Here is a 24,470-nt window from a genome sequence, read left to right on the forward strand (position 1 = left end):
CTCGTCTCAATCGAAATGACCTCATTATGGGATCCCAGCCTGGGCGCAGATTTGCCCCTGTCGGTCGAACAACGTCACCGCCAACAGCAGGGATCGACCGGCATACTTTTGCACATAGCCTGTGGCTCGCTCCAGGATTTGGCGAGCCAACTCCTGCATCACGGGTGCTGCCCAGCCAAGGCCATCCAGATGGTGCACCGCTGCCTCTACTGTCCGCAACTCCAGCACTTGCCGTGCCTGTTCTGCCGTTCCCCCACGCCGGATCAGGGCTGCCGCCAGAATTTCCAAGCGGGCATCGGCCACGTGGCTGGAAGTGGTGAAGATCCCCCCTGCCAGCTTGATCAGCTTGCCGTGGTAGCCGATCAAATGAATGGACTCCGCCCCCCGCAGCGCCGCTTCCACCAGCAACGGCCCTATCCAATTGGCTACTCGCAGGATCTGGTCTTCCGGGATCCCTTGCCCCAGCGCCACCTGCTGCCCATGGCTGCCCACGCAGAAGATCAAATGCTTGTGCCGCTCCAACTTTTGTTGCAGCTCTTGGCGGGCTTGCTCTAAGCTCTCAACACTTGAGGAAGGCTCCACCTCCGCCCGCGTTCCCAACAGGGCCAGCCCTTCCAGCACCCCAAAAGCAGCATTGGAGGTGCGCTCGGCCAGCAGCTTTCCTTCCGGCAAAATGATGCGCACCCGCAGGCGGCAGCCCTCTGGGATCCCGGGCAAAAGATTGATCTCAAACAAACGGCGGGCATAGGCATAAATGGCCGGGCTGCCATCGGTGCGTCGCCCCAGCCCTTCTCCGGCTTCCAAGATCAAGGGGGGATCCTCGGGATCCCTCTCCTCCAACCTCACCCAAGCCCAGACCGGTGTGTCGCGGGTGAGATCCAGGTGGGGGCCGGGATCCGAGCGGGTAATGGCCAGAGCTGTTGCCTTCTCCAAGGCAGCTACCTGCTCCACCGGGATGTGGATCCGAGCCTCAGGGGACTGGGGCTCAGCCTGCACCGCAATCGCCAAGCGCCCCCCTTCCTTCTCCAAAGGGATCCCCAGAAGGTGGTGAAGAGCAGCTCTGGCCGAAGCAACGGCGAAAACCGGCAAGGTATAGCCCCGCGGTCGGGATCCCTGAACAGCATCCTGCATCTGCACAGATTTTTGCTTGGGAAATGGGTAACCGGAAAACCAAAATCTCCGGAAAATGCACACCTCAATTGTGGCTTGTGAGAGAACCCAGGAGTTTCGGGGAACACCTCCCGGAAGCAATCGTTAAATGATCTGGGGGAAGAAGAGGGGATCCGAAATTTGCCTTTTTCAATGAAGGTAGTCGAAAACTGGGGCAGCTATGAGCGAAGCAGTGCAGCACTACCTTGAGCGTCTGGAGTCGCAAATACAGGAGCTAAAAGCTGCCATCGAGCGGATGCCCGAGCAGGTGGTGGCCGTTCTCCTGGCTACCCAGGAAGCCAAAAAAAACACCCCCGCCCCCTCCCGTTACAGCGTTCTAATCTCAGACTTGGTGGAAGATGGCAGCCACAACTTCCTGCTGGATGATGAACCCACCGTGGTGAGCAACCGCAGCATAGGGCATGAGCTGGCCCCCGAAGCCCAAATACAGCGCCTGAGTGCCCAGTTAACCGCTGCCTACAACCGTATTGCCGCTCTGGAAGAGCAGCTCTTGGCCCAGCGCTTGCAACACTAAACCAAACCGACAGTCGTCCGGACCGGTCTGGAAAGGCTTCAACGGGGAACAGCAGAGGGCTTGCCTTTGCGTTGCACATCCTGCATCTGGAAGCCGTGTTTGCGCAGCTCTTGATCCAGCACCAGCTCGTTTTCCACGTGATCCACAAACAACACGCCGTTGAGGTGGTCGATTTCGTGCTGGATCACCCGCGCCAGCAAATCGTCCGCTCGAAGGGTGCGGGGCCGCCCCGTTTCATCCTTAAACGAAACCACAATCCCTTCTGGGCGCACGACCTCGCAAAACACCCCCGGAATGCTCAGGCAACCCTCCTGCCCGGCAACGGCCTCGCCAATGTACTCCCGGATCTCCGGGTTGATCAGCACCAGGGGTGGCACCTCCGGCTTATCGGGATAAAGATCCACCACAATCATGCGCTTAGGAATGCCAACTTGCGGAGCCGCCAGACCAATCCCATCGAAGCTGTACATGGTCTGTAGCATGTCCCGGGCAAGCTGGCGGATCTCCTCATTGACCTGGCTAACGCGCTTGGCCGGCTGCCGCAGCACCTTGTCCCCCATGCGATAAATGCGCAGGGGCGGATGCTTCAGCTTCACTTTGGGAACAGCAACAGAAAGGGTAGCCACCATCTGGCAGATCTCACAGAATAACAGCAGGTATCAGGCCTGGATCCCCATTCTACATTCAGTCCCAGTTGCGCCGAAACCACTGTTGCCTAACTCTCTTCTCCTTTTTGATTGATTTTGAAGAGGGGGTAGGGACCTGTTTGGGATGATCATGGCTCAGGGTTGCCGTCGCCAGCCTCTGGAAGTCGTTGGGCCTGTTGGTCAATTCCCTGCTTAAAGCCCAAGGCCACCAAAATATTGGAGAGGGTGAGAAAAGCCTCTGCCCCTCCATGCAAGGGATCCACATTGGCCAGGGAAGTGCCGTAGTGCATCTGAGCGTACAGCCCTGCCGGGATGCTGACGGCCACAAAAAGCAACAACAGCCAAAATCCAACCAAAGCCAAACGTGGGATCCGGCGCAGCCGCGACAGGAAGAATAAAAAGACCAGGTAGGGGAACAAAGAAAGGGCAAATAAACTGTTCATCGCCTAGTCGGGATCCCCCTTCTGTGCAGGCTCATCCACCCTTTCAGCCCGCCAAATGCGGTAAGCAGCCCAAGCCAGGGTACAGTTGCCCAGCAAGGTGAAGCTGGCCTGTGCAGTCACCACCCAGTCCAACTTGGGGTCGTTGTCAAACCAGTGCCAGGTGATCGCGCACATCGCCCCCGACAAAGCGGGCAGCATCGCCCAGCTCAAACTTCGCCATTCGGGCTGGCCCACCCGCTCCCCAAATTGCCACACGAGAACAACAGCAGCGATCCACTCCAAAACACTGGCAACGTGAATCCACCAGGTGGGAAGCGAAAGGGCGTGCATCAGGCGCTGAGAGAATGACGCAGCAGTTGGCGGTAAGTGGCCTCCTGCAACAGCATTTGCTTGTGCAGTTTGACCAAAATGTCTTTGGCCTGCTCGAGGCTCATGCGAGAAACCAAGGTCTCGAAAGCCCGCTGGCGAAATTGCTGCTCCAAAGAGAGCTCTAGCGTCTCATCCATCATTATCACCTCAGGGTGCTCAGGTAGAGAGGTCTGCAAAGAGTTCCAACAGCGCAGATCTGGCCAGGTAGTGCAAGCAGGATAATACATATCTTAACAAATCGCAACAACGTGACAAGATGCCGGATCTCGGTGGTGTCTGAGGGTCTGAAGAGGTTTGGCCGAGGCGAGAGCAGAGGCATTCAACCCAATGGCAGAAAAAGCACAGGCCCGTCAAGTTTGACGAAAGCGCATTTTGGATGGGGAAGTGGGAAGATTCTCCGGCAGGGATCCCTTTACATCCCGTCATGTTCGGCGATTCGGCAGGGCTCCATGATAGAAGTGAAGTACTCTGGAGCTTTGTTGCCACCCTTGCTGATTGGTGACTTACTTTGCTTGAATTGCCATGACCATTTTTGTGGGGAACCTAAACTATAAAGCCTCAACAGAAGAACTGAAAGCTTTCTTCCAGCAGAGGTGGAACGTTAAGTCGGTTACAATTCCGATAGACCGAGAGACAGGTCAGACACGAGGCTTCGCGTTTGTGGATCTGGCAACCGAAGCTGAGGAGGACGAAGCCATCGAGAGCGCGAACGGGCAGGAATTCATGGGCCGGCCTCTGCGTTTGGATCGAGCCAGGCCCCGCCGCCAAGCCTAAGCAAAGATTGTTCAACCCTGGGTTTGCCATTCTGGACAACCAAAGGACTCCGTCCCGCTAACGCGAACGGCAAGGTTTATCCCAACAGATGGGAGAGCTGCAAAGTCTCCAAGAGCGCCCAAGATGGTAAGGTTGCTACATCTTTCCGACATTCATCTGGGCAGTGGTCTTGCCTACGGCCACATTAACCCAGCTACCGGCCTGAATACCCGTTTGGAAGATTTTGTAGCTTCTTTGCGCTTGTGCATTGACCATGCTCTCAACCAAGCGGTGGATCTGGTGTTGTTTGGGGGCGATGCTTTCCCCGATGCGACACCCCCCCCTCTCCATCAAGAGCTTTTTGCCCAGCAGTTTCGCCGCCTGGCCGATGCAGGGATCCCAACCGTCCTGTTGGTGGGCAACCACGATCAGTACGGGCAGGGACAGGGAGGCAACAGCCTGGCTATCTACCGCGCTTTGGGGGTCTCAGGCTTTATTGTGGGGGACAGACTGGAAACTCATCGGATCGAAACTCGCGGTGGCCCGGTGCAGGTGACCACTTTACCTTGGCTGAGTCGCTCTGCTCTACTCGCCCAACAGGAAAGCTTGGCGCTTGAAGGGGAAATCCTCGCGCATCAGCTCCTGCAGCGCCTCCGCCTAGCCCTAGAAGGGGAGATCCGCACCCTGCAGCCAGGGATCCCGGCAATTTTGTTGGCTCACGTCATGGTGGAGACAGCCCGCTACGGAGCAGAACGCCATCTTTCGGTGGGCAGAGGATTTACGGTGCCCCTTTCGCTGCTGGCTCGGCCTGCCTATCAATATGTTGCCTTGGGGCATGTCCACCGTCACCAGGTGCTGTGTCGGGATCCCTTGATGCTCTATCCCGGCAGCATTGAGCGGGTGGATTTTGGCGAAGAAAAAGAGGAAAAAGGCTGTGTGCTGGTGGAAGTCACCCCTACGGGGGCCAGCTATGAATTTTTGCCCCTGCCAACCCGTACCTTTCACACCATTCGCCTGGATCTGAGCGCAGATCCACCCCAGCAGGCGCAGTCCAAGCTGCTGGCCGCCATCGCCAAGGCCCCCGTGGCCGGCTCCATCCTGCGGTTGATCTACCGCATACGGCCCGACCAGCTAGAGTGCATTGATGAGCGGGCTCTGCACAACGCTCTTGCCCCTGCTTTTAGCTACACCATCGCCCCAGAAGTGGTCAGCCCCAGCCGCATCCGTCTGCCGGGATGGGATCCCAGCCGACTTGAGCCCCTGACGGCTCTGGAGCAGTATTTGGCCAACCGCAGCGATCTGGCCCCCTTGCACAACGATTTGCTGGCCGCCGCCCGTCAGTTGTTGGAGGAATATGTGGATCCTTTACAAGACTGGGCCCCCAACTGGGAGGAGCTGGGATCTTCAAGCCTTGCCCCAGTGGAAGAGGAGCAGTTGCCTTTGTTTTGATTGGTTTTGAGATGCTCTCTTTGTCGCCTCAGGGTTCATAGGGGTGGGGATGGGGGATCCCTGTACGAAGAAATCAGGACAGGAGTGCTTGCCAAAGCTGCGGGCTCCTCAAGTTTCAAGTGATCTGAATCACTTCGAAATGGCAAAAAGCAACACAAACTGGGAATCGGGTTGAAGACGTTGGCAACGACGGCATCAGCTCACTCACAGGGAACTGACTCAGACTGGTAGACCTCACACTGCCAGTCTTTTTTTGTTTAGGGCCTGGGGGCTGTGAAGTCGCAGCGAGCGGGGGATCCCTTTCTAGCATTCATGAAATTCCCATCTTCTTTTCTATAGAGTCAGCTGGAAATCGCAGGAGCCCCGCACTGTACACGTAGGGTCAGTGCCGGGAGGAATGCGAGGTTACAATAGAACCATGACCCAAGTCCTGACCGTCTCCTGCAAGCTCAAGGTAGCCCAGTCGCAAGCCGCCAAATTGGACGCGACGATGGATGTCTTTGTGCAGGCATTGAACTGGGTCAACCAGAACACGCCGGAGAAGATCGTCAACGCGGTCAAGCTGCAATCCCTTTGCTACTACGAGATTCGAGCCCGGTTTGGCTTGTCCAGTAACTTGGCTCAACAGGTGTGCAGACGGGTAGCGGGTTCCCGCAAAGTGGCTAAGCAGAAAAAGCGTCCCGTCAAGGAGTTTAAGAGCGGCTTTGTTACCTACGACGCTCGCATCTTTTCGTTCCGTCAAAAAGACTGGACGGTGTCGCTGACCACGGTGGAAGGGAGAGAACGCTTTGAACTGGCCATTGGCAACTACCAGTGTGGGATGCTGGCTGGTTCCAACCCCAAATCTGCCACGCTGGTCAAGCGCAAAGATGGCTCCTACTACATCCAGATTTGCGTAGAGAAAAAGCCACCCAAGCAACAAGATACCGACAAGGTGATCGGGGTGGACTTGGGAAGGACAGATATTGCCCATACGTCAGAGGGTGATAACTGGAATGGACAGCAGTTGAACCGAATCCGAGACCACTACTCCCGACTGAGGGCGGCACTCCAACGCAAAGCCAGTAAGGGCACACGCAGTTCGCGGCGCAGATGCCGTCAACTGTTGCAACGGCTGTCTGGCAAGGAGAGACGCTTTCAGTCGCGTCAGCGTTGCGTAGCAAAAACGTGGGTCAATCATCGCATCTCTAAAGCTATTGTCTCTAGGGCAAAAGCTACCAACAGCGCTATCGCTCTGGAAGACCTGACAGGGATCCGTGAAAGGGTCAATCAACAACCCCGCAGCAAAACCGAAAGGCGCAGGGCCAACAGTTGGGCGTTCTACCAGCTACGCCAGTTTCTGGAATACAAGGCGAGAGTTGCAGGGGTTTCTCTGATTCTTGTGCCGCCCGCCTACACGTCGCAGACCTGCCACAAGTGTTTGCATATCCATCCCGATCCTGCGCAATCCTACCGCAGTGGCAAGTCGTTCAAGTGTGGGCACTGTGGATGGGAAGGAGATGCGGACTTGAATGGTGCAAACGTAATTGCGCTCTTGGGGGCTGTCGTAAACCAGCCTAGAGGTCCGGGCTTGTTTTGTTCTCTGGTAGAGCAGAACAGGCTCAGGGCTACTGAAAGCCCGCTCCGTACCGCTTAGCGGTCGGAGTCGGGTAGTTTACTGCAAGTAGGTGTAGGCCCGCAGATTGTCTTCAAAGTGCTGCTGCAAGGCGCGGGCTTGATCCAGCGTGATCTGCCCTCGCTGCAGGGCGGTCTCGGTGGCGTGGTGGAGGGTCTCCACCAGATCTTCGCTGTTGTACTGCACCCAGCTCAGCACCTCGCCGATGGTGTCCCCCTTGATGACTTGGGAAACGTGGTAGCCGCCGGGGCGGGAGCGAATATGCACCGCGTTGGTATCGCCAAACAGGTTGTGCAGATCCCCTAGGATCTCCTGGTAGGCACCCCCCAGAAACACCCCCAGCAGGTAGGGATGCCCGTCAGGATCATGCAGCGGCAAGACCGAGGTGATCTGCCCGTCTTCGCCAAAGAAGCGGTTGATCTTGCCGTCGCTGTCGCAGGTGAGATCGGCCAGGGTGGCCCATTGGCGTGGCTCCTCATCCAGACGGTGGATGGGCATGATGGGGAATACCTGGTCGATGGCCCAGCTATCCGGCAGGGATTGGAATAGAGAGAAATTGCCGTAGTAGATGCTGGCCAACATTTCGTCCAGATCCAAGAGATCCACCGCCACCGGATGCCCCGCTTGGTGCTGCTCGTAGGCCAAGGTGCAGATCTTGTCGGAGCAGTTCCAGAACAGCCGCTCCACTTCAGCTCGCTCCTGCAAGCTGAGGGATCCCTCAGTGAACTGGCGCAGGGCGGCCTCCTTCAGCTCCTGACAACGGCGATAGTTGACCACCAGAGTATCGGGCTGGATTTGGTAGTAGAGCTGGTTTAGCTTCTGGATCACCTCTGCATCGGAAGTAAGCTGGGTGGGCATGGGGTAGGGGCTGGCAGCGTTGACATCTTGCACGTCAAACACCAGCACCGACTGGTGGGACATCAGGGCGCGTCCGCTTTCGGTCACCAGTACCGGCGGCTGGATCCCGTGGGGTTCCAGGGCGGTCAGCACGGTCTGCACCACGGTGGCGGCGTAGTCCTCCATGCTGTAGCTCTGGGAAAAAGGATTGGGGGACTGGGATCCGTCGTAATCAACCCCCAAGCCACCGCCGATATCCAGGTAGCCCATGGGTGCCCCCAGCTTGGTGAGTTCGATGTAGATTTGGCTGGCTTCCCGCACGGCTCGTCCATGCACGCTCACCATCGAGATCTGGGAGCCGATGTGGTAGTGCAACAGGCGTAGACAATGCAGCTTGCCCGCTTCCCGCAGCCGTTCCACCACTTGCAAAATCTCGGTGGCCGTGAGGCCGAACTTAGCCCGATCCCCAGCCGAGGTGCCCCAGCGCCCGCTCCCTTGGGCCGAGAGTTTGGCCCGCACCCCCAAGATGGGGTCGATGCCCAGTTGGTCGGCAGCCTGCAGCACCAGCTCCAGCTCTTGCAGCCGCTCCAAAACGATGATCGGGGTGCGCCCCAGCCGCTGGGCCAAGAGGGCCGTCTCCATAAAGTCGCGGTCTTTGTAGCCGTTGCAGATCAACAAAGCCCCAGGAGTATCCAGCAGAGCCAGGGCAATCAACAGCTCCGGTTTGGATCCCGCCTCCAGGCCAAAGTGGTAGGCACGACCGTGTTTCACCACTTCTTCTACCAGGTGGCGCTGCTGGTTCACCTTGACGGGATAGACCCCTCGATACACGTTGGGGTAGCCAAAGCGCTGGATGGCCTGCTGAAAGCTCTCGCAAATTTGCCGCATGCGGTCGGCCACGATCTCGGGAAAGCGAATCAAGAGGGGCAACTGCAGGCCCCGCGCCACCAGATCCATCACCAAGTGGTACAGGTCAATGCCCGGTTCCTGCTGCTGTAAGCCCTGTGGGGTCACCTCCACATGACCGGCGGCGTTGATACGGAAGTAGGGATCCCCCCAACCTGAGATGCGATAGAGCTTTTCGCTGTCTCGCAGTGTCCAGGGAGAACGAGTCAAAGTCGGCATAGTAGTCCCCCAGATACCGAGATGTGAACAGCGCAGGATTTCTGCACAGAATCCACAATATATTGCCTTATTCCAGAATATGTCAAGATTTTTCTGGTGCGGGGGGACTCAGGCCCAAAAACCGCTAAGCCTTGCCAGACAAGGCTTTGGCTTGAGGATCTCTGTGCAACTGCCGCAGAACTCAGCTCGCTCAATCTCTTGTTTGCGCTGTTTTTCTTGATTTTCCTCTTGAATTCTCCGTTTTCCGTCTCTCCTTTCTGAGCTTGGGTCGGATCCCGACTTTTGCTGGGAAGCGTAGCGAGGAATACGGGGATGGCGCAGAGGGAAAAGACAGCCACCTGGGGAAAGTGGGCCACGCACGGGATCCCAAGAGCTCTCGCCGGCAACCCTTGACAGGGCCCCGTGGGCAAGACAAGGATCGGGGCGGTGACCTCGGAGAACCTGAACCATGGCTCAACTGCCCCGCTTCCGTCGCCGAGAAGTGTTGCTTTCTTTATTGGCCACCGGCGCTACCTTGAGCGCCTGCCAAAGGGGATCCCGTTCTGACCAACCCAGCGGCAGGGATCCCGTTCCTGCCTCCGGCAGCCAGTCCTCCGACAAAGTTTTGCTGATCAACGGAGCCGGGGCCACCTTTCCGGCTCCTCTTTACTTGCGCTGGTTTTCCGATTACCGCCAGGTGGATCCCAAGGTGGAGATCAACTTCCAACCGGTGGGCAGCGCCGCCGGGATCCGGCAATTTATCGACCAAACGGTGGACTTTGCCGCCAGCGACGTGGCCATGACCGACGCCGAGATCGCCGAGGTGAAGCGGGGTGTGGTCATGATCCCGATGACCGCAGGCAGCATTGCCGTAGGCTACAACCTGCCGGGGATCCCTTCTGGACTCAAGCTGTCTCGACCCGTTTTGGTGAAGATCTTTCGCGGCCAAATCGACCAGTGGCGGGATCCGGAGATCCTGGCCCTGAACCCGGAGCTAACCATTCCCGATCTGCCCATCACCGTCTGCTACCGCTCCGATGGCAGCGGCACCACCGATACCTTTACCCGCCACCTGGCGGCCATCGATCCGGCTTGGGCCTCGGAAGTCGGTGCTGGCATGTCGCTGGAGTGGCCGGTGGGCATTGGGGTGAAAGGCAACGAGGGCATGAGCGCCCAAATGCTTCTCAGCGAAGGGGTGATCGGCTACGTGGAGTCGGTCTATGCCTGCGAGCTGGATCTGTCGGTGGCAGCTCTGGAGAACCGCCGCGGCGAGTTCATTCTCCCCTCCCCGGAAGCCTCGGCCCTGGCCTTGAGCGAAATTGAGCTGCCGGAAAACCTGCGGGCTTTTGTGCCGGATCCCGCTGGCCCTGGAGCGTATCCCATCGTCACCTACACCTGGATCCTGACCTACCGCCGGTACTCGGATCCCGCCATGGCCGCTGCCTTGCAAGCCGTGCTCCGCTGGGCCCTCACCGAAGGGCAATCCCTGGCCAAAACTATGGGTTACCTTCCCCTGGCTGAAACCGTTGTGGCCCGCGGCCTGGAGGCGCTGCAGCTTATCCAGAGCTAGCCTGGCAGCAGTCCCCCAAGAGTTGCCAATAGCTGCCAACCCAGGCCATACCCCAAGCGGCACCGAAAGCAAGGCTGCTGCAGGTACGGAGATCCGTAACCGGTCTGCCCTTCAGCCCCGAGAAATGGGCGGCATTCTCGCCCTGGCCTCGCCAACCAGCTGGTTAGGATCGACCCAGGAAGTGACCAAGCATCTGCCGGATTTTCACAGATTGGCTGCCCAAGCTACTTCACACAGGCTGGCGGCGGTAACCGAAGCAATGTACTCAAGAAGAGGAGAATAAGGAGCCGATGGGAAAAGTTGTAGGAATTGACCTGGGCACAACCAACTCGGTTGTCGCCGTAATGGAAGGGGGTGTCCCCACCGTCATCGCCAATGCTGAGGGTACTCGCACCACACCCTCGGTGGTCGCCTTCACCAAAGATGGAGAGCGCCTGGTGGGCCAAATGGCCCGCCGCCAAGCGGTGCTCAACCCGGAAAACACGTTTTACTCGGTTAAGCGGTTCATCGGTCGTAGGTACGATGAGCTGAATGCCGACTCCAAGCGGGTCTCCTACCAGGTGCGGCGGGACGAGCGGGGCAATGTCAAACTGTACGCACCCCGCCTGAACAAGGAATTTGCGCCGGAAGAGATTTCGGCCATGGTGCTGCGCAAGCTAGCGGATGATGCCAGCCGCTACCTGGGCCAACCGGTCACCCAAGCGGTGATCACGGTTCCTGCTTACTTTAATGACTCGCAGCGGCAGGCCACCAAAGATGCGGGCCGCATTGCCGGTTTGGAAGTGCTGCGCATCATCAACGAGCCGACAGCAGCCTCTTTGGCCTACGGCTTGGACAAGCGCAACAACGAGACCATCCTCGTCTTCGACCTGGGCGGTGGCACTTTCGATGTGTCCATCTTGGAAGTGGGGGATGGTGTTTTCGAGGTGAAATCCACCAGCGGCGATACGCAGTTGGGCGGCGATGACTTCGACAAGAAGATCGTCGATTGGATGGCCGAGCAGTTTAAGCAAATGGAAGGGATCGACCTGCGGCAAGACCGGCAGGCGCTGCAACGGCTAACGGAAGCTGCGGAAAAAGCCAAGATCGAGCTGTCCAGCGTTTCCGAAACCACCATCAACCTGCCCTTCATCACTGCCACTGCCGATGGGCCCAAACACCTGGAGCTGAAGCTCTCCCGCGCTCAATTTGAACACCTCTGTGCCGACCTGCTGGAGCGCTGCAAGGGGCCGGTGGAACAAGCCCTGCGGGATGCCAAGCTCACCAAGGCCGACATCAACGAAGTGGTGCTGGTGGGGGGATCCACCCGCATTCCGGCAGTGCAGCGGCTGGTGAGGGAGCTGCTGGGCAAAGAACCCAACCAAAGTGTCAACCCCGATGAGGTGGTGGCGGTTGGGGCGGCCATCCAAGCGGGTGTGCTGGCGGGCGAAGTCAAAGACGTGCTGCTGCTGGATGTCACCCCCTTGTCCTTGGGGGTGGAAACCCTGGGCGGCGTGGCCACCAAGCTCATCCCGCGCAACACCACCATCCCCACCCGCAAGTCGGAGATCTTCTCCACTGCCGAAGATGGGCAGACCTCTGTGGAAATCCACGTGGTGCAAGGGGAGCGGGAGCTGGCCCGCGACAACAAATCTCTGGGCCGCTTCAAGCTGGACGGGATCCCGCCGGCCCCCCGCGGTGTGCCGCAGATCGAGGTCACCTTCGACATCGACGCCAACGGCATCCTGAAGGTGACGGCCAAAGACAAAGGCAGCGGCAAAGAGCAGAGCATCTCCATCACCGGCGCCTCTACTTTGGATAGCAAAGAGGTGGAGCGCATGATTGCTGAGGCAGAAAAATACGCTGCCGAAGACCGGGCCCGCCGGGAGAAAATTGAGCGCCGCAACAAGGCCGACTCGCTGGCCTACCAAGCCGAGCGGCAGTTGAAGGAGTTGGGCGACAAGATCTCCTCCAGCAAACGCAGCCAAATCGAGACTCTGGTGCGAGAACTGCGGGAGGCCATCCAGCGGGAGGACGACAGCGCCATCCAGAGCAAAGAGCGGGAGCTGCAAGAGGCTCTCTACGCCATGAGCAGCGAGCTGTATCAACAGCCGGGGGCCTCCTCTGGCCCCACTCCCGGCTCAGGGAAAACCTCCGGCGGCAGCGATGATGTGATCGATGCCGACTTCACCGAGAGCAAGTGACTGCTCAGGGATCCCTCCGTGGGCCGCGGGCCCAGGGTGGATCCCGCCCTTACTTGTAGCGCCGATAATGAGGAGGGACGGGATGGGCGATGGCGTCTAGCCCGCCTCCTCATTTTCTTCAGTAGGTCGGAGGGAAGGAGCCCTTGCCAGGGACGCCTAGCCTCGTGGTTTTCTGCCCACTCTCAGCGATTTGCCTGCGGACGCCTCCATGCAAAACTTTAAGGACTACTACAAGATTTTGGGGGTCAGCAAAACGGCCACTGCCGATGAGGTGAAACAAGCCTATCGGCGCCTAGCCCGCAAGTATCACCCAGATGTCAACCCCAACGACAAAGCGGCTGAAGAGAAATTCAAAGACATTAACGAAGCCTACGAAGTTCTCTCGGATCCCAGCAAGCGCAGGCAATACGACCAATTTGGCCAATACTATCAGCAGGGCGGGTTTCGCTCCAGCCGCGATGCCTACACCTACAGCAGCAGCCCCTTCAGCCAAGACTTTGGGGGGAGCGGATTTGGGGGGAGTGGCGTCGATTTCAGCCAATTTGATGATTTTCAAGACTTCATCGATCAACTGCTGGGCCGGGTGCGCAGCCAAACCACAGACCGCAGCAGCGGATTTTCGGGATCCACTGGCAACACCAGTTACGATGCTGAGGCCACCATCCAGATCAGCATTCCAGAAGCTTTTGAGGGGGGCAAGCGTCGCCTGCGGGTGGGCGGGGATCGCGTGCTCGAGGTAAACATCCCGCCGGGAATTACGCCAGGGAAGCGGATTCGCCTGCGCGGCCAAGGCCACCCCAACCCCAACGGCGGTGCCGGTGATCTGTACCTTAAAATTGAGCTGAAAGACCACCCCTTCTATCGCCTAGAGGGATTCGACGTTTACTGCGATCTGCCCATCAGCCCCAGCGAAGCGGTTTTGGGCGCCCAGGTGGAGGTGCCCACCTTGGATGGGGTGGTGAAGCTGCGGATCCCACCTGGCATGCAGCCGGGGCGAAAGTTGCGGCTGGCGGAAAGGGGATTTCCCAAAGGCAACGGAGAACGGGGGGATTTTTACGTGGTGGTGCAGATCCATTTGCCCACCCAGATCTCCGAAGAAGAGCGAGAACTTTACGAAAGGCTGCAGCGGGTTCAATCCTACGATCCCCGCGCCACCCTTAAGCTCTAGCATTGATATTCTCCGATATTCTCCCACGGCCAAAGCCTCAAGATTCTTGACAAGCGCTCCGCGCCGCCTGAAAGCAGGAAGCCGCCCTTCTAGCTTGCTTCCGGTAGCGGTAGGGCGGGGCTGGAGGCCCAGCCTTGGGGTCAAGATGGGGTCCTGCTGGAATCTGGTTGCGTCGGCGGGACGGGAGCTGCATTTGCTTCCAGAGGTTCCTGACGAGAGCATCCCTGGCTCCATTGCAGTTGCCGCAGGATCCCGCGCAACAAGGCCACCTCGGCTACGGTCAGGCCGGCTCGCTGGAACAGGGCGCGAAACTTGAGCATTTTGCGGCGGGCTGTGTGGGGGTGCAGGTAGCCAATTTGCAGCAACAGCGCTTCTAAGTGGTCGAAAAATCCCTCCAGCAGCTCGAAGGGGGCAAGCCTTTGAGGCGAGGGCATAGGAGGAGCAGGGGAAGGGCTCTGGCAGACGAGGGTGTACAGCTCATAGCAACAAATGGCCACGGCTTGGGCCAAGTTTAAAGAGGGATAGGTCGCATCGGTGGGGATCTGGATCTGGCGATGGCAAAGGGCCAGCTCCTCGTTGCTCAAGCCGCGATCTTCGGGGCCAAACACGAGGGCGGCAGGGCCGGCGGCCAGCAGAGCGGGAAAGGCTTGGCGGGGGGACTGAATTTGCCATTCGGGTGGGTAGGTTTGGCTGCGCCCCGTTGTCCCGAAAACCTGCACACACCCTTGCAGGGCTTCGGGCAAAGTTTGCACCTTCCGGGCTTGATGGAGCAGGTCTGCCCCATGCACGGCTGTGGTGATCGCTTCCATATCGAGGGGATCGCATTGGGGATCCACCAGCACCCACTGCCTGAAGCCCATGTTTTTCATCACGCGGGCAATGGCGCCGAGGTTGCGCGGCCCAGCCGGCTGCACCAATACAAGCCGTACCTGCGCCAGTTGTTCAGGGCCAGAGTGGGGTAATATCGGCATCAGGTTGGGATCCCCCAGAGTGCCTAGAGTAGAGAAGAGGAGCTTGATTTTGTCATAGATTGCATCCATGGGATCCGCATACCGTTGTTGGCTGAGCTTGATTTGTCTGGTGTTGGTGGGATGCTGCTGGGGATCCCCGGCGCTGGCTGCCCCTTCATCGCTGGCAGGGCCGGCTCAGGTATCGCCCCAGCTCGTTCGCGATAGCGACTCAGAGCGGTTTTCTCTGGCCGAGGCGCGGCAGCGGCTGGAAGCCATTGCCGAGGTCATGCGCTCGATTCGCCTGTGCAATCGGCCCAACTGCCGCTACCGAGATATCGCTGTGGACGTGTGGCCTGTGGACATATCCATCCCCAATGGTGGTGCCGAGCCGTTCTACGAGGGCAGCATCGACGCCATTATCGACCGTCCTTCCGGCAGCTTGGATAAAGCCCACTACCGGCTGCAGTTTCGCCAGGGGCGCTGGCAGTTGCTGGGGGGCGAAGAGGTGTCCGATGTCTCTTCCTTTTTCTTTGAGGGAGATACCTACGAGGTGTTCAGCGCCTACGGCACCCGCAGCCACAAAGCCAAGTTGGCAGATGCCAGCAGCAACCTGCGCGTGGGCTATCGGGAGCTGTATTACCGCGTTTTCGACCAGGGCCAAGAGCGTTTGCACTAGCGCTGCGGAGCACGATGAGAGGCCGGCAACACACCTTAGCCAGCTCTATTGCCCTAGAAGGCGTTGGCCTGCACACCGGCCTGCCAATTGGCTGCAGTCTGCATCCAGCTCCTGCCGGCAGCGGTCGGGTGTTTGTGCGGGTGGATCAACCGGGATCCCCTGAGATCCCGGCTCGGTTGGGATCCCTGGCCCCTGCCCATCTCTGCACCCTGTTGCAGCAGGGATCCCCCTCTGTTCAAGTGCAGACGGTGGAACACCTGCTGGCCGCCCTTTACATCCTGGGCATTGACAACTGCCGCATCGAGGTGGAGGGGCCGGAGCTGCCGATTCTGGATGGCTCTGCCCTGCCCTTTGTAGAGGCCATTGCCCAGGCCGGGATCCAGGCCCAAGATCAGCCAGCCCTGCTGGGGGTGATCCAAGAACCGGTCACTGTCTGGGCGGGGGAAGCCTTTGTCAGCGCCCTCCCCCATCCTACAGCCCGCTTTACCTATGGCATCGATTTTGCCGATTGCCCGATTGGAGAACAGTGGCTGAGCTGGAGGGAGAACAGGCCGGATTTTGTCCAGTCCATTGCGCCGGCCCGCACCTTCGCCCGCCAGCAGGATGTGGAGCTGGCCCGGGAACGGGGGCTAATCCAGGGGGGCAGCCTGGAAAATGCCATTGTCTGTAGCCAAACCGAGTGGTTGGGGCCATTGCGCTACCCAGATGAGCCGGTGCGCCATAAGCTGATAGATTTACTAGGAGATCTCAGCCTCCTGGGCTGCCGACTGCAGGGGCACATTGTGGCCTACAAGGCGGGCCATGCCCTGCACCACCGTTTGGCCGAGCAGTTGCTCAAGAGTGGATCCCTGCTGATCCATGAAGAGTGAGGGGGAGCAAGGGATCCGGTTGCGCAGCCACAACCCTGCCATCCTCAGTTGCGAGAGCGGTGCGGAGCACTTGTCTTCAAGGGGATCCCCAGGGTGGGATCCGCTTCATTCCCCTCCTTTCCGCAGCTCCCTGGGTGCTCTTTTGGCTGAGTTCTGGCCTGCCGTCCTCCCCGTCCGGGATTTGGTTTTGTCCTCTGCCTCTGTGGGTTCACCATGTCCTCTGATGTCTCTCCTCCTCCCCTTCTCTCGGCTGAAGCAGCCGCTCAATTGGCAACCGCTCCCCCCGTCTTCACAACGGAGCAGATTTTGGAGATCTTGCCCCATCGCTATCCTTTCTTGCTGGTGGATCGGGTTGTGGAGTATCAACCGGGGCAACGGGCGGTGGGCCTGAAAAACGTCACCTTCAACGAGCCTTTTTTTCAAGGGCATTTCCCCAACCGACCCATCATGCCCGGCGTCCTAATCGTCGAGGCCATGGCCCAGATAGGGGGGATCGTGTTGACCAAGTTGCCGGACGTGGCCGGGCGCTTGGCCCTGTTTGCCGGGATCGATGGTGTTCGCTTTCGCCGCCCGGTGCTGCCGGGGGATCAACTGCTGCTCTCTGCCGACTTGCTCACCATTCGCCAGAGGCGCATTGGCAAGATGTTCTGCCGCGCTCAGGTGGGAGGGCAACTGGTGACCGAGGGGGAACTGATGTTTTCCCTGGTGGATTGAGGGACAAACAGCGGCCATCCGAGAGGCGCTCTGCTGTGGGTCTTCTCACCAATTGAGATAAAGTGTTGGCATAGGGAGATGGCTCGGGGACTGCTTGCGCCTTTCTGTCGGGATACGGTAGACATATTGCTGCGTTGGGGTGGCAGCCTATTGGTCACGATGGCGGAGCGTAGCTCTAAGGTTGATCTCCCCCGGAGTCAAGCCTTGGTGATCCTTCGCGGGGTTGGGAGCGTAACCACAGTTGCTGGCTAGGTTGGAAATGAGTTCGTTCGCTTCAGCGGGATCCACTCCCAACATCTCTGCAAGTGCGCCGCACCGCTCACGGGAGCGGATTCATCCCACTGCGGTGATCCATCCGAAAGCTGAGCTGCACGAAACGGTGCAGGTTGGCCCCTATGCGGTGATCGGCGAGCATGTTCGCATTGCTGCCCATACGGTGGTGGGGGCCCATGTGGTGATCGATGGCTGGACGGAAATCGGCGAGGGCAACCACATTTTTCCGGGAGCAGTTGTGGGCACCGAGCCTCAGGATCTGAAGTACAGCGGCGCCCCCTCTCAAGTGGTAATCGGCAGAGGCAATCGCATCCGCGAGTTCGTCACCATCAACCGGGCTACCAATGAAGGGGAAGCCACCCTGATTGGAGATTACAACCTGCTGATGGCCTACACCCATGTCGCCCACAACTGCGTCATCGAAAATCAGGTGGTGATTACCAATGCTGTTTCCTTGGCCGGCCATATCCACATCGAGTCTCAAGCCCGCATTGGCGGCATGGTCGGGATCCACCAGTTCACCCGCATCGGGCGCTTGGCCATGGTGGGGGCGATGAGCCGGGTTGACCGCGACGTTCCCCCCTACATGTTGGTGGAAGGACATCCGGCTCGCATCCGCGGTCTGAACTTGGTGGGGCTGCGGCGAGCCCAAGGGATGGAGGGATCCCTGCCCTTGCTGCGGCAGGTCTACCGATTTTTGTACCGCTCAGGGTTGCCTTTGGAAAAAGCGCTGCAAACACTGCGCAGCAGCCTGTGTGTCGTTTGTAACAGCGGTGCGGAGGGAGAGCGCCATGTCCTTTCCCTACAGGGGAAAGAGTGGGTGGACGAGACGGGATCCCTGCAACATCTGCTGCAATTTTTGGAAGACTCCCTCTCCCAGCCCCAACGACGTGGCCCTCTGCCGGCCCTGCGCGGGAGGGGGGAAGATCCGCCGGTGCAGAGCACTTCAGAGCTGGATGATTGAGAACTGCGGTCGGGAGTGTAGCTCTGGTGAGCCACCTGTTCATCTGCACGGGCGAGGTCTCAGGGGATCTGCAGGCCGGCCATCTGATTGAAGAATTGCTGCGCCAGCGCCCTCAGCTGCGCATCACAGCGGTCGGGGGAGAGCGCATGGCTGCTGCCGGGGCCCGTTTATTGCACCGCACTACCGAGATCAGCTCCGTTGGCATTTTAGAGGCTCTTCCCTTTATCGGCCCCGCCCTCTGGACGGAGTGGAAGATTCGCCGCTTTTTAGCCCAAGACCCGCCAGATGTGGCCGTGCTGGTGGACTACATCGGCGTCAACAGCCGCATTGCCCGTCTGCTGCAACGGCGGCAGATCCCTGCCGTCTATTACATTGCTCCCCAAGAGTGGGTGTGGTCGCAGGATGCCCGCCTCACCTACCAACTGGCCCAGCAGATGCGGCTGATGTTGGCGATTTTCCCTGAGGAAGCCCGCTACTACGCGGCGGCAGGAGCCCATGTCCAGTATGTGGGCCATCCCCTGTTGGATATTTTGGCCGCTGTGCCCAGCCGTGCTGCCGCCAGAGCCCAGTTGGGGATCCCTGCCGAGGCTACGGTGGTGGTGGTGGTGCCGGCTTCGCGGCGGCAAGAGCTGCGCTCGGTTCTGCCTGTCCTGCTCAAGGCGGCCCAGTTGCTGCAAGCTCACCTGCCTCAGGCACAGTTTTGGGTGCCCCTGGCCTCGCCCCGTTTTGCTGCCCCGATTGCGCGGGCTGCCCGCCGCCTTGGGCTCAACCTCACCCTTTTGGATCCCCAAGCTCTGCCCTTCTTCTCCCCCCACAAAGCTCATCACCTCGCCTTGGCAGCGGCTGATTTGGTGTTGGCCAAGTCGGGCACGGTGAACTTGGAGACGGCCATCTTGGGGATCCCCCAGGTGGTGATCTATCGCCTCAACCCCCTCACCTTCTGGATCGCCCGCCATTGGCTGAGGGTGTCGGTGCCCTTCATGTCTCCGCCCAACCTCGTGCAGATGCGCCCCATTGTGCCGGAGTTGCTGCAGGAGCAGGCCCAGCCAGAGAAGATTGCCCAACTGGCGCTGGAGTTGCTAACTCGGCCCGAACGCAAAGCCCAACTGCAAGCCGACTACGCCGCGATGCGGGCAGCCCTAGGAGAACCCGGCGTTCTGGCTCGCGCTGCCAAGGCCATCCTAGAGGTGTTGGATGGCGAAGCTGGATCGAAGCAGGATCCCTTCCGCCGCTAACTCCGGCGACCCAGCACCTGGGGCACGGCCCGTCCTCCCGCCAAGGCCGCTGTCGAATCCGCCTCTTCCAGATACTCAGCATCTTGGTTGACCCGCCACCCATCGTAGCGCCGTTCCCCCGCCACAATGTTGCGAGCGGCCAAAAGGCCCGTCATCATGGCGTGATCCTGGTTATTGTAGCGGTGCATGCCGTTGCGGCCTGCCACCTGCAAATTGGGCAGTGCTTCTTCCAAAAAGGTTCGAATGGTCTGGATGTGAGCTTGATAGCCGTGATTGTAAACCGGGTAGGCTTTCGGGGCGCGAATGACTGTGCCGCCCAAAACCTTTGCCTTCCCCAGCAGGCCCAACCGCTGCAATTCCAGCGTTGCCAAGGCCATCAAATCCCCATCGGTTTGTCCCCAAAAGGGATCCGTCGCTGAGCAAAAATACTCCAAACCCAAGCAGGTGACCGAGGGATCCGGAACCATGTCCGCGCTCCAATTCTTGAAGTTTTGGATACGCCCCACCCGCACCGAGGGATCGTGAATGTAGATCCAGTGATCTGGAAATAGGTTGGGCTCATCCACCAGCAAAGCCACCGTCAAAAAATCCCGATACCGCAGTTGTTCGGCAGCCTCTCGCACCGGCTCCGGTGCTGCAGGTACCAAAGCCCGCACCAGAGAGCGCAGCGGCATGGTGGAAATGAACTGCTCGCCGGTCACCCAAAAGGTCTCTCCCCCTTGAGAACGGGCTTGTACAGCTTGAACTCCGGCCCGGTTCCAGTGGATTGCCGTAACCTTGCGATCCAGTTGTACCGGCTGCCCGGCTTCTGCCAGCAAGGTTTGAACGCGCTCCCACATCTGGCCTGGCCCTAGGCGAGGATAGCGAAAGCGATCGATCAGGGTTTTGATCACCCCCTCTCGGTTGGGGAAAAAGGTTTTACGGATCAAAGAAGCCATCGACAGACCCTTGATCCGCTGGGCTGCCCAGTCGGCGCTGATCTCGTGACAAGGGATCCCCCACACTTTCTCGGTGTAGGTCTTAAAAAAAGTGCGATACAGCCGTTCCCCAAATTGGTTAATGACCCAATCTTCAAAAGATACAGGATTGGGCCTGGGAAAGAGGCGCGCCTTTAGGTAACTGAGCAGACAGAGGGTGGTAAACCCTGGCCCCAGTTTGGCAAAAACATCCGTAGGTCGAATTGGATAATCAAAGAAAACACCTCGGTAAAAAATGTGGGAAAGCCGACGGCAAACCTGCATTTCCGAGCCCAAAATCTCCGTCCACAGGGCCTCAATTTCCGCCGACTTGGAGAAAAAGCGGTGCCCACCGATATCAAAGCGATAGCCTTGGTAGGTTACAGTGCGGGATAGCCCCCCTACCTGCACCGGATCCGCTTCCAAAACCGTTACCGGGTAGCCCTGCTTGTTCAGCTCGTAGGCGGCACTCAATCCAGCTGGCCCCGCCCCGATCACCACTGTGGACTGCACTCTGGATAGCTGCCTTGAGGTACAATCTGGTAGTATAGCAAAGGGATTGCAGTTTGACGGCGTTGGCTGTCTTTTGTGGTGTGTTCTGATTCACCCAGTTCAACGCCTGCACAAAGGCATCTATTGTCGCATCCAATTTTGCAGCTTGCGACTGGGACACCTTGAGTTTGCAAGCTACAGTCAGGACTTGGGTCATGCGCCGATTGTACTTCATCAAGGAAGGCCGCATTCCTTCCGGCACTGACCCTGGATAGCGGTGAGTGGGTAGTGACTAGCCACTAGTCACTAGCCACTAATAGAGTGCGGGGCTCCTGCGGGTTCTAGCTGAAAACAACACGTCCCGGTTGGCTGGCCACCAATCAGGATCTGATCTTGGCCCTGGCCGATCACCTCTCCATCGCCATTCGGCAGGCGGAATTGCTCCAACAGGTTCAGGAGCTGAACCGCACCCTGGAAGAAAAGGTACAGGCCCGCACCGCCCAACTGGATCGCCAAGTACAGGAATTGCAGCGGCTGGATCGCCTGAAAAATGACTTCCTTAGCACGGTGTCCCACGAGCTGCGCACCCCTCTTTCCAACATGAAAATGGCCATCCACCTGCTCAGCTCCGTCCTGCTGCCTGCCCAGGGCGCTCCCAGATCCCCGGATCCGGCCAAAATCTCTCAGTACTTGAAGGTGTTGGACAACGAATGTGAGCGGGAGATCAGACTGGTCGAGGATCTGCTGGAACTGCAGCAGTTAGAGGTGCTCAAGGGACTCCGTCCCGCTAACGCGAACGGTTCACAGCAGCCCTGCTGGTTGGAGCTGAAAGAGTGGTTGCCCCAGATCGCAGAGCCCTTTGCTCAGGAGGCCCATAGCCGCCATCAGCGCTTCAGCCTTGGGATCCCTCCAGGACTGTCTGCCATTTTTACCCTGCCGGGAGTGCTAAAGTCGGTGCTGGCGGAATTGCTGAAAAATGCATGTAAATTCACCCCTGCTGGGCACCTGATCAGCCTTCAGGCCACCTGCCATTCCGACCACCTGGACATCCAAGTCCTCAACACCGGCGTAACCATTCCCCTGGAAGAGCAAAAGCGGGTATTTGAGAAGTTCTATCGGGTGCCCAGCGCGGATCCCTGGCGGCAAGGGGGGACAGGGTTGGGGTTGGCCCTTGTGCGGCAGCGGGTAAGCCTGTTGCAAGGAAGCATTCACCTCAACAGCGAGGCCAACCACACCTGCTTTACCTTGCGGCTGCCTCGGGTTCTCCCTGCCTTTGGCCAAGGCAAGCCAGCTCAGCCTAGGGTGTAGGCGTCGGGGTGGCCGGCTTTGGAGAGTTGGAAGCTTCCCCTTCCTGCAAAACTTCTTGCAAGCGGGCCCGAACCCGCTGGTTGAGAACAGGATTTTCGTTCGCCAAGGTCATCAATTCGCGGTATTGAAGCACTGTCAGCCCTTGCTCCTCGACAATGCGGCTGGCTTGGGTTTCTGTGCGCTGCATAATTTGCTCGTACTCCTCCTCGTTCTGGGTTTCCCGCAGTTGGGCGCTCGCTTCCCGGATCAGGGGATCCAACTCCAACAGAATCCGCACCAACTGTTCCACCTGGGCATCGGTGACTTGCTCTGGGGTCAGGGCTGGAGATGCCAGAGGGCTAGGAGTTGCTGTGGCCGGAGCCTCCCCCGAAGTTGGAGAAGCGGTGGCAGCAGGGCTAGGCGACGGGGTTGCTCCCTGTGCCCAAGCCGGCAGGGATCCCAAGCTGAGTCCCAGACCCATCAGCAACGCGAATTTCATCATGCCCAAAACTCCCCAAACCCAGACAAGATAGACCTAAGCCCTTGAGGTGCAGCCAAACCTGAAGCCAGACTAGCAAGATGCCTGAATTCCGTCTAATCGGTTCAACGCAGTCCTGAATGCCCATCAAGCTCATCCCAGCTTGTCGGCACCTGAGGCGGGATCCATCCAATCCCTACGGTACCAGAACTCCTCACTCCAGGGCTCCCAGGATGAACTCGCGAAAGGGCTGTGTGGACATGCTGGGGATCTCTTGTAGAAACAAGAAGTTGGTTGTAGACTTAGCTGATACACTTATAGTGCACTGTTCGAGGGTAGCCTGGCACTGGAGTGCCCTTCTTTCTCGGCAGTTAAGCAGCTTCAGACTTGCAATTGACTCAGCACCTCAACCCAAGGAGGAGCCTCTTAAATCTGAGTTTAGGTATATGTTCTGTTGAGTATCGTTTCTGTTAATGTTAAACTTGAGGGCAAACTTGATGAGGATATCCTACGTCGGCACCTGACTTTCTTTGTAGGCGTCAGAGCCACTGGATTCCCATCAATGTCAACGGTCAACCTAGCATCAGTATAAACGGTCAACATAAAGGGTCAACCTAGCGAGCGCCCAGTCGCCGGCCCTTTTTATAGGCGGTCCTTGCGGGGTTTCTGATTGGATTTTTTAGGGCGCGCCCATAGCTAGCCTTTCGTGGGCGTTGGGGGTAGTTTCTGTTTTTATCGCCTTTGTAAAAGATGATAACAAAAATGGGTAAAAGTTATTGCTTTTCTTAAGCAGCGCTGATATATTCTTTGCGGTTGCGGTTGTTCGGTCATCCTTCTACAGGAGGCTTACATTGGTTAGGAGAAGAAAGCGTAAGAGTCGCCGTCGTCTGGAAGGGCGCAAGATTTTAGATCACATTCCTCAATTTAATTTGGACAGTGGTGAAGAGAAGTCTGTAACCGCTGCTCGAAAGTATATTCAGGAAAAGTCTATTCAGCCCCCCGCGCTGATTTTGGTGCGGCGAAATGAGCATACCGTTGATCGGTTTTTTTGGGCGGAGAAGGGGTTGTTCGGCGCGCAATATGTCGAGGAGAACCACTTCCTTTTTCCCAGCCTTCGAGCTTTGTTAGCAGAGGTTGCGGCTGAAAAGCCAGAGAAAAAATCCTCGAAGACCCTTGCAACTGCCGCTCGCTAGCTTCTGGCCAGCTTTTCCTACAGCAGGAGCCCAGGAAACAGCCCCCCTACCCTGGGGGGTTTGTTGCAGCCGCTCTCAGAAGATCGAAAGAACTGACCCTGTGTACGGGATCCCTCCCCACGGGTTGAGCTTCTGATACCTCACTCCCCATGCTGGATCTGCTGGCGGCAGCGAGGGAGCCACGCGCTACCCTACAAGGGATCCCGTCGGGAGATGCCGGATGAGCCGACTGCCTCAAACCACTGCCCATATCCAAATTACCCGCCGCTCTTGGCAAGAGGGTGCCATTGAGGGGGAAGTCAATGCCAATGGTTGGGTTTGGCGCTTTTGCTGGCGCTTTCGGGCCGGGGAACTCAGAGTGGAGCCTTCTGTGGGGCGAGCTTTGATTTGCGAGCCCTTGAGCCGCTTTCTGGAAAAATCCGACTATCTGCTGGAACCGGGCAGCAACTACTCGTTTGTGATTCGCAGCAGCTTGTGAACTCTCAATCTGAGCAGATCTGAGCAGAGCTTTTGCCCAGCACCAAAGACCGGGGCTGAGCAATGGAAGGCACCTGCTACGGT

Annotated in this window: 24 protein-coding genes and 1 pseudogene; 15 read left to right on the top strand and 10 right to left on the bottom strand. The window is 58.5% G+C overall.

The genetic code is table 11. The annotated features are described in order from the left end of the window. Positions 1 to 24: 24 nt before the first annotated feature. Positions 25 to 1,131, bottom strand: a complete 1,107-nt coding sequence (cbiD, locus tag ACVWY9_RS01830) for a cobalt-precorrin-5B (C(1))-methyltransferase CbiD (protein ID WP_457387338.1) — start codon at positions 1,129 to 1,131, stop codon at positions 25 to 27. A gap of 199 nt (positions 1,132 to 1,330) precedes the next feature. Here cbiD and ACVWY9_RS01835 point away from each other — a divergent pair, with 199 nt between their 5' ends. After that, positions 1,331 to 1,684: a hypothetical protein gene (locus ACVWY9_RS01835; protein ID WP_457387339.1), complete on the top strand. Its 354-nt coding sequence runs from the start codon at positions 1,331 to 1,333 to the stop codon at positions 1,682 to 1,684. Positions 1,685 to 1,722: 38 nt separating this feature from the next. Here the strand turns inward: ACVWY9_RS01835 and def are convergent, their stop codons facing one another. From def to ACVWY9_RS01855, 4 genes are all read right to left on the bottom strand, one after another. Continuing rightward, positions 1,723 to 2,313: a peptide deformylase gene (gene def / locus ACVWY9_RS01840; protein WP_414341682.1), complete on the bottom strand. Its 591-nt coding sequence runs from the start codon at positions 2,311 to 2,313 to the stop codon at positions 1,723 to 1,725. Between the two features lie 146 nt (positions 2,314 to 2,459). Beyond that, positions 2,460 to 2,774, bottom strand: coding sequence for a DUF3593 domain-containing protein (locus ACVWY9_RS01845; protein ID WP_011434312.1), 315 nt, complete (start codon positions 2,772 to 2,774; stop codon positions 2,460 to 2,462). A 3-nt stretch (positions 2,775 to 2,777) separates the two neighbouring features. Then, positions 2,778 to 3,104: a DUF2499 domain-containing protein gene (locus tag ACVWY9_RS01850; protein ID WP_414357678.1), complete on the bottom strand. Its 327-nt coding sequence runs from the start codon at positions 3,102 to 3,104 to the stop codon at positions 2,778 to 2,780. Next, complete coding sequence (locus ACVWY9_RS01855; RefSeq protein WP_457387411.1) at positions 3,104 to 3,280, bottom strand: NblA/ycf18 family protein; 177 nt, start codon at positions 3,278 to 3,280, stop codon at positions 3,104 to 3,106. Before ACVWY9_RS01855 ends, ACVWY9_RS01850 begins: the two co-directional genes overlap by 1 nt. Before the next feature lie 385 nt (positions 3,281 to 3,665). On the opposite strand from ACVWY9_RS01855, the gene ACVWY9_RS01860 reads away from it, so the two are divergent. From ACVWY9_RS01860 to ACVWY9_RS01870, 3 genes are all read left to right on the top strand, one after another. Continuing rightward, a complete protein-coding gene (locus ACVWY9_RS01860; protein WP_011434316.1) occupies positions 3,666 to 3,917 on the top strand; it encodes an RNA recognition motif domain-containing protein in 252 nt (83 codons plus the stop codon). Between the two features lie 123 nt (positions 3,918 to 4,040). Then, on the top strand, positions 4,041 to 5,345 hold the full coding sequence (locus tag ACVWY9_RS01865) for a metallophosphoesterase family protein (RefSeq protein WP_457387340.1): 1,305 nt from the start codon (positions 4,041 to 4,043) through the stop codon (positions 5,343 to 5,345). A gap of 418 nt (positions 5,346 to 5,763) precedes the next feature. Then, complete coding sequence (locus ACVWY9_RS01870) at positions 5,764 to 6,981, top strand: RNA-guided endonuclease InsQ/TnpB family protein (protein WP_457387341.1); 1,218 nt, start codon at positions 5,764 to 5,766, stop codon at positions 6,979 to 6,981. Positions 6,982 to 6,999: 18 nt separating this feature from the next. On the opposite strand, the gene speA is transcribed toward ACVWY9_RS01870, so the two are convergent. Next, complete coding sequence (gene speA, locus ACVWY9_RS01875) at positions 7,000 to 8,922, bottom strand: biosynthetic arginine decarboxylase (protein WP_457383948.1); 1,923 nt, start codon at positions 8,920 to 8,922, stop codon at positions 7,000 to 7,002. Between the two features lie 448 nt (positions 8,923 to 9,370). On the opposite strand from speA, the gene pstS reads away from it, so the two are divergent. From pstS to ACVWY9_RS01890, 3 genes are all read left to right on the top strand, one after another. After that, positions 9,371 to 10,471 (top strand): phosphate ABC transporter substrate-binding protein PstS, encoded by a 1,101-nt coding sequence (pstS, locus tag ACVWY9_RS01880; RefSeq protein ID WP_457387342.1) that lies wholly within the window; start codon positions 9,371 to 9,373, stop codon positions 10,469 to 10,471. Between the two features lie 290 nt (positions 10,472 to 10,761). After that, positions 10,762 to 12,654, top strand: coding sequence for a molecular chaperone DnaK (gene dnaK, locus ACVWY9_RS01885; RefSeq protein WP_414329477.1), 1,893 nt, complete (start codon positions 10,762 to 10,764; stop codon positions 12,652 to 12,654). Positions 12,655 to 12,862: 208 nt separating this feature from the next. Beyond that, a complete protein-coding gene (locus tag ACVWY9_RS01890) occupies positions 12,863 to 13,822 on the top strand; it encodes a DnaJ C-terminal domain-containing protein (protein ID WP_414382310.1) in 960 nt (319 codons plus the stop codon). Positions 13,823 to 13,962: 140 nt separating this feature from the next. Here ACVWY9_RS01890 and ACVWY9_RS01895 read toward each other — a convergent pair whose 3' ends face one another. Next, positions 13,963 to 14,793 (bottom strand): RNA methyltransferase, encoded by an 831-nt coding sequence (locus ACVWY9_RS01895; protein WP_414349957.1) that lies wholly within the window; start codon positions 14,791 to 14,793, stop codon positions 13,963 to 13,965. A gap of 67 nt (positions 14,794 to 14,860) precedes the next feature. Here ACVWY9_RS01895 and ACVWY9_RS01900 point away from each other — a divergent pair, with 67 nt between their 5' ends. The 5 genes from ACVWY9_RS01900 to lpxB all read left to right on the top strand — a co-directional run bounded on the left by ACVWY9_RS01900 (position 14,861) and on the right by lpxB (position 19,503). After that, positions 14,861 to 15,448 carry a hypothetical protein gene (locus tag ACVWY9_RS01900; RefSeq protein WP_414329482.1) on the top strand — a complete coding sequence of 196 codons (588 nt, stop codon included), beginning with the start codon at positions 14,861 to 14,863 and terminating at the stop codon, positions 15,446 to 15,448. A 14-nt stretch (positions 15,449 to 15,462) separates the two neighbouring features. Next, positions 15,463 to 16,317: a UDP-3-O-acyl-N-acetylglucosamine deacetylase gene (lpxC, locus tag ACVWY9_RS01905; RefSeq protein WP_011434326.1), complete on the top strand. Its 855-nt coding sequence runs from the start codon at positions 15,463 to 15,465 to the stop codon at positions 16,315 to 16,317. Positions 16,318 to 16,530: 213 nt separating this feature from the next. Next, the gene (fabZ, locus tag ACVWY9_RS01910; RefSeq protein WP_011434327.1) at positions 16,531 to 17,031 is read left to right on the top strand and encodes a 3-hydroxyacyl-ACP dehydratase FabZ; all 501 of its coding nucleotides are present in this window, start codon (positions 16,531 to 16,533) and stop codon (positions 17,029 to 17,031) included. A gap of 259 nt (positions 17,032 to 17,290) precedes the next feature. Next, positions 17,291 to 18,268: an acyl-ACP--UDP-N-acetylglucosamine O-acyltransferase gene (gene lpxA, locus ACVWY9_RS01915; RefSeq protein ID WP_414382304.1), complete on the top strand. Its 978-nt coding sequence runs from the start codon at positions 17,291 to 17,293 to the stop codon at positions 18,266 to 18,268. A gap of 26 nt (positions 18,269 to 18,294) precedes the next feature. Beyond that, a complete protein-coding gene (lpxB, locus tag ACVWY9_RS01920; protein WP_457387343.1) occupies positions 18,295 to 19,503 on the top strand; it encodes a lipid-A-disaccharide synthase in 1,209 nt (402 codons plus the stop codon). On the opposite strand, the gene ACVWY9_RS01925 is transcribed toward lpxB, so the two are convergent. Together ACVWY9_RS01925 and ACVWY9_RS01930 are read right to left on the bottom strand one after the other, a co-directional pair. Beyond that, complete coding sequence (locus tag ACVWY9_RS01925; RefSeq protein ID WP_457387344.1) at positions 19,500 to 20,972, bottom strand: NAD(P)/FAD-dependent oxidoreductase; 1,473 nt, start codon at positions 20,970 to 20,972, stop codon at positions 19,500 to 19,502. The genes lpxB and ACVWY9_RS01925 overlap by 4 nt on opposite strands. 34 nt (positions 20,973 to 21,006) lie before the next feature. Then, positions 21,007 to 21,168 (bottom strand): annotated as a pseudogene (locus ACVWY9_RS01930) (RNA-guided endonuclease TnpB family protein); the annotation flags it as partial. A gap of 176 nt (positions 21,169 to 21,344) precedes the next feature. Here ACVWY9_RS01930 and ACVWY9_RS01935 point away from each other — a divergent pair. Further along, on the top strand, positions 21,345 to 22,259 hold the full coding sequence (locus ACVWY9_RS01935; protein ID WP_457387345.1) for a sensor histidine kinase: 915 nt from the start codon (positions 21,345 to 21,347) through the stop codon (positions 22,257 to 22,259). Here ACVWY9_RS01935 and ACVWY9_RS01940 read toward each other — a convergent pair. Continuing rightward, positions 22,249 to 22,740 carry a DUF4168 domain-containing protein gene (locus ACVWY9_RS01940; protein ID WP_457387346.1) on the bottom strand — a complete coding sequence of 164 codons (492 nt, stop codon included), beginning with the start codon at positions 22,738 to 22,740 and terminating at the stop codon, positions 22,249 to 22,251. The genes ACVWY9_RS01935 and ACVWY9_RS01940 overlap by 11 nt on opposite strands. An 827-nt stretch (positions 22,741 to 23,567) precedes the next feature. On the opposite strand from ACVWY9_RS01940, the gene ACVWY9_RS01945 reads away from it, so the two are divergent. After that, complete coding sequence (locus ACVWY9_RS01945) at positions 23,568 to 23,909, top strand: DUF3155 domain-containing protein (protein WP_049749658.1); 342 nt, start codon at positions 23,568 to 23,570, stop codon at positions 23,907 to 23,909. Between the two features lie 220 nt (positions 23,910 to 24,129). After that, entirely contained in the window at positions 24,130 to 24,387 is a 258-nt protein-coding gene (locus tag ACVWY9_RS01950; protein ID WP_414329773.1) for a DUF3146 family protein, read from the top strand. The last annotated feature ends 83 nt before the right edge of the window (positions 24,388 to 24,470 follow it).

The sequence above is a fragment of the Thermostichus sp. OS-CIW-31 genome, from assembly GCF_054060305.1.

Coding starts and splice junctions, on each gene's coding strand:
- pstS (WP_457387342.1), top strand. CDS start 9,371: ATGGCTCAACTGCCCCGCTTCCGTCGCCGAGAAGTGTTGCTTTCTTTA.
- fabZ (WP_011434327.1), top strand. CDS start 16,531: ATGTCCTCTGATGTCTCTCCTCCTCCCCTTCTCTCGGCTGAAGCAGCC.
- lpxC (WP_011434326.1), top strand. CDS start 15,463: ATGAGAGGCCGGCAACACACCTTAGCCAGCTCTATTGCCCTAGAAGGC.
- dnaK (WP_414329477.1), top strand. CDS start 10,762: ATGGGAAAAGTTGTAGGAATTGACCTGGGCACAACCAACTCGGTTGTC.
- ACVWY9_RS01940 (WP_457387346.1), bottom strand. CDS start 22,740: ATGATGAAATTCGCGTTGCTGATGGGTCTGGGACTCAGCTTGGGATCC.
- ACVWY9_RS01895 (WP_414349957.1), bottom strand. CDS start 14,793: ATGCCGATATTACCCCACTCTGGCCCTGAACAACTGGCGCAGGTACGG.
- ACVWY9_RS01870 (WP_457387341.1), top strand. CDS start 5,764: ATGACCCAAGTCCTGACCGTCTCCTGCAAGCTCAAGGTAGCCCAGTCG.
- cbiD (WP_457387338.1), bottom strand. CDS start 1,131: ATGCAGGATGCTGTTCAGGGATCCCGACCGCGGGGCTATACCTTGCCG.
- ACVWY9_RS01865 (WP_457387340.1), top strand. CDS start 4,041: ATGGTAAGGTTGCTACATCTTTCCGACATTCATCTGGGCAGTGGTCTT.
- ACVWY9_RS01890 (WP_414382310.1), top strand. CDS start 12,863: ATGCAAAACTTTAAGGACTACTACAAGATTTTGGGGGTCAGCAAAACG.
- def (WP_414341682.1), bottom strand. CDS start 2,313: ATGGTGGCTACCCTTTCTGTTGCTGTTCCCAAAGTGAAGCTGAAGCAT.
- ACVWY9_RS01835 (WP_457387339.1), top strand. CDS start 1,331: ATGAGCGAAGCAGTGCAGCACTACCTTGAGCGTCTGGAGTCGCAAATA.
- ACVWY9_RS01855 (WP_457387411.1), bottom strand. CDS start 3,280: ATGGATGAGACGCTAGAGCTCTCTTTGGAGCAGCAATTTCGCCAGCGG.
- lpxA (WP_414382304.1), top strand. CDS start 17,291: ATGAGTTCGTTCGCTTCAGCGGGATCCACTCCCAACATCTCTGCAAGT.
- ACVWY9_RS01900 (WP_414329482.1), top strand. CDS start 14,861: ATGGGATCCGCATACCGTTGTTGGCTGAGCTTGATTTGTCTGGTGTTG.
- ACVWY9_RS01860 (WP_011434316.1), top strand. CDS start 3,666: ATGACCATTTTTGTGGGGAACCTAAACTATAAAGCCTCAACAGAAGAA.
- ACVWY9_RS01850 (WP_414357678.1), bottom strand. CDS start 3,104: ATGCACGCCCTTTCGCTTCCCACCTGGTGGATTCACGTTGCCAGTGTT.
- ACVWY9_RS01845 (WP_011434312.1), bottom strand. CDS start 2,774: ATGAACAGTTTATTTGCCCTTTCTTTGTTCCCCTACCTGGTCTTTTTA.
- ACVWY9_RS01950 (WP_414329773.1), top strand. CDS start 24,130: ATGAGCCGACTGCCTCAAACCACTGCCCATATCCAAATTACCCGCCGC.
- speA (WP_457383948.1), bottom strand. CDS start 8,922: ATGCCGACTTTGACTCGTTCTCCCTGGACACTGCGAGACAGCGAAAAG.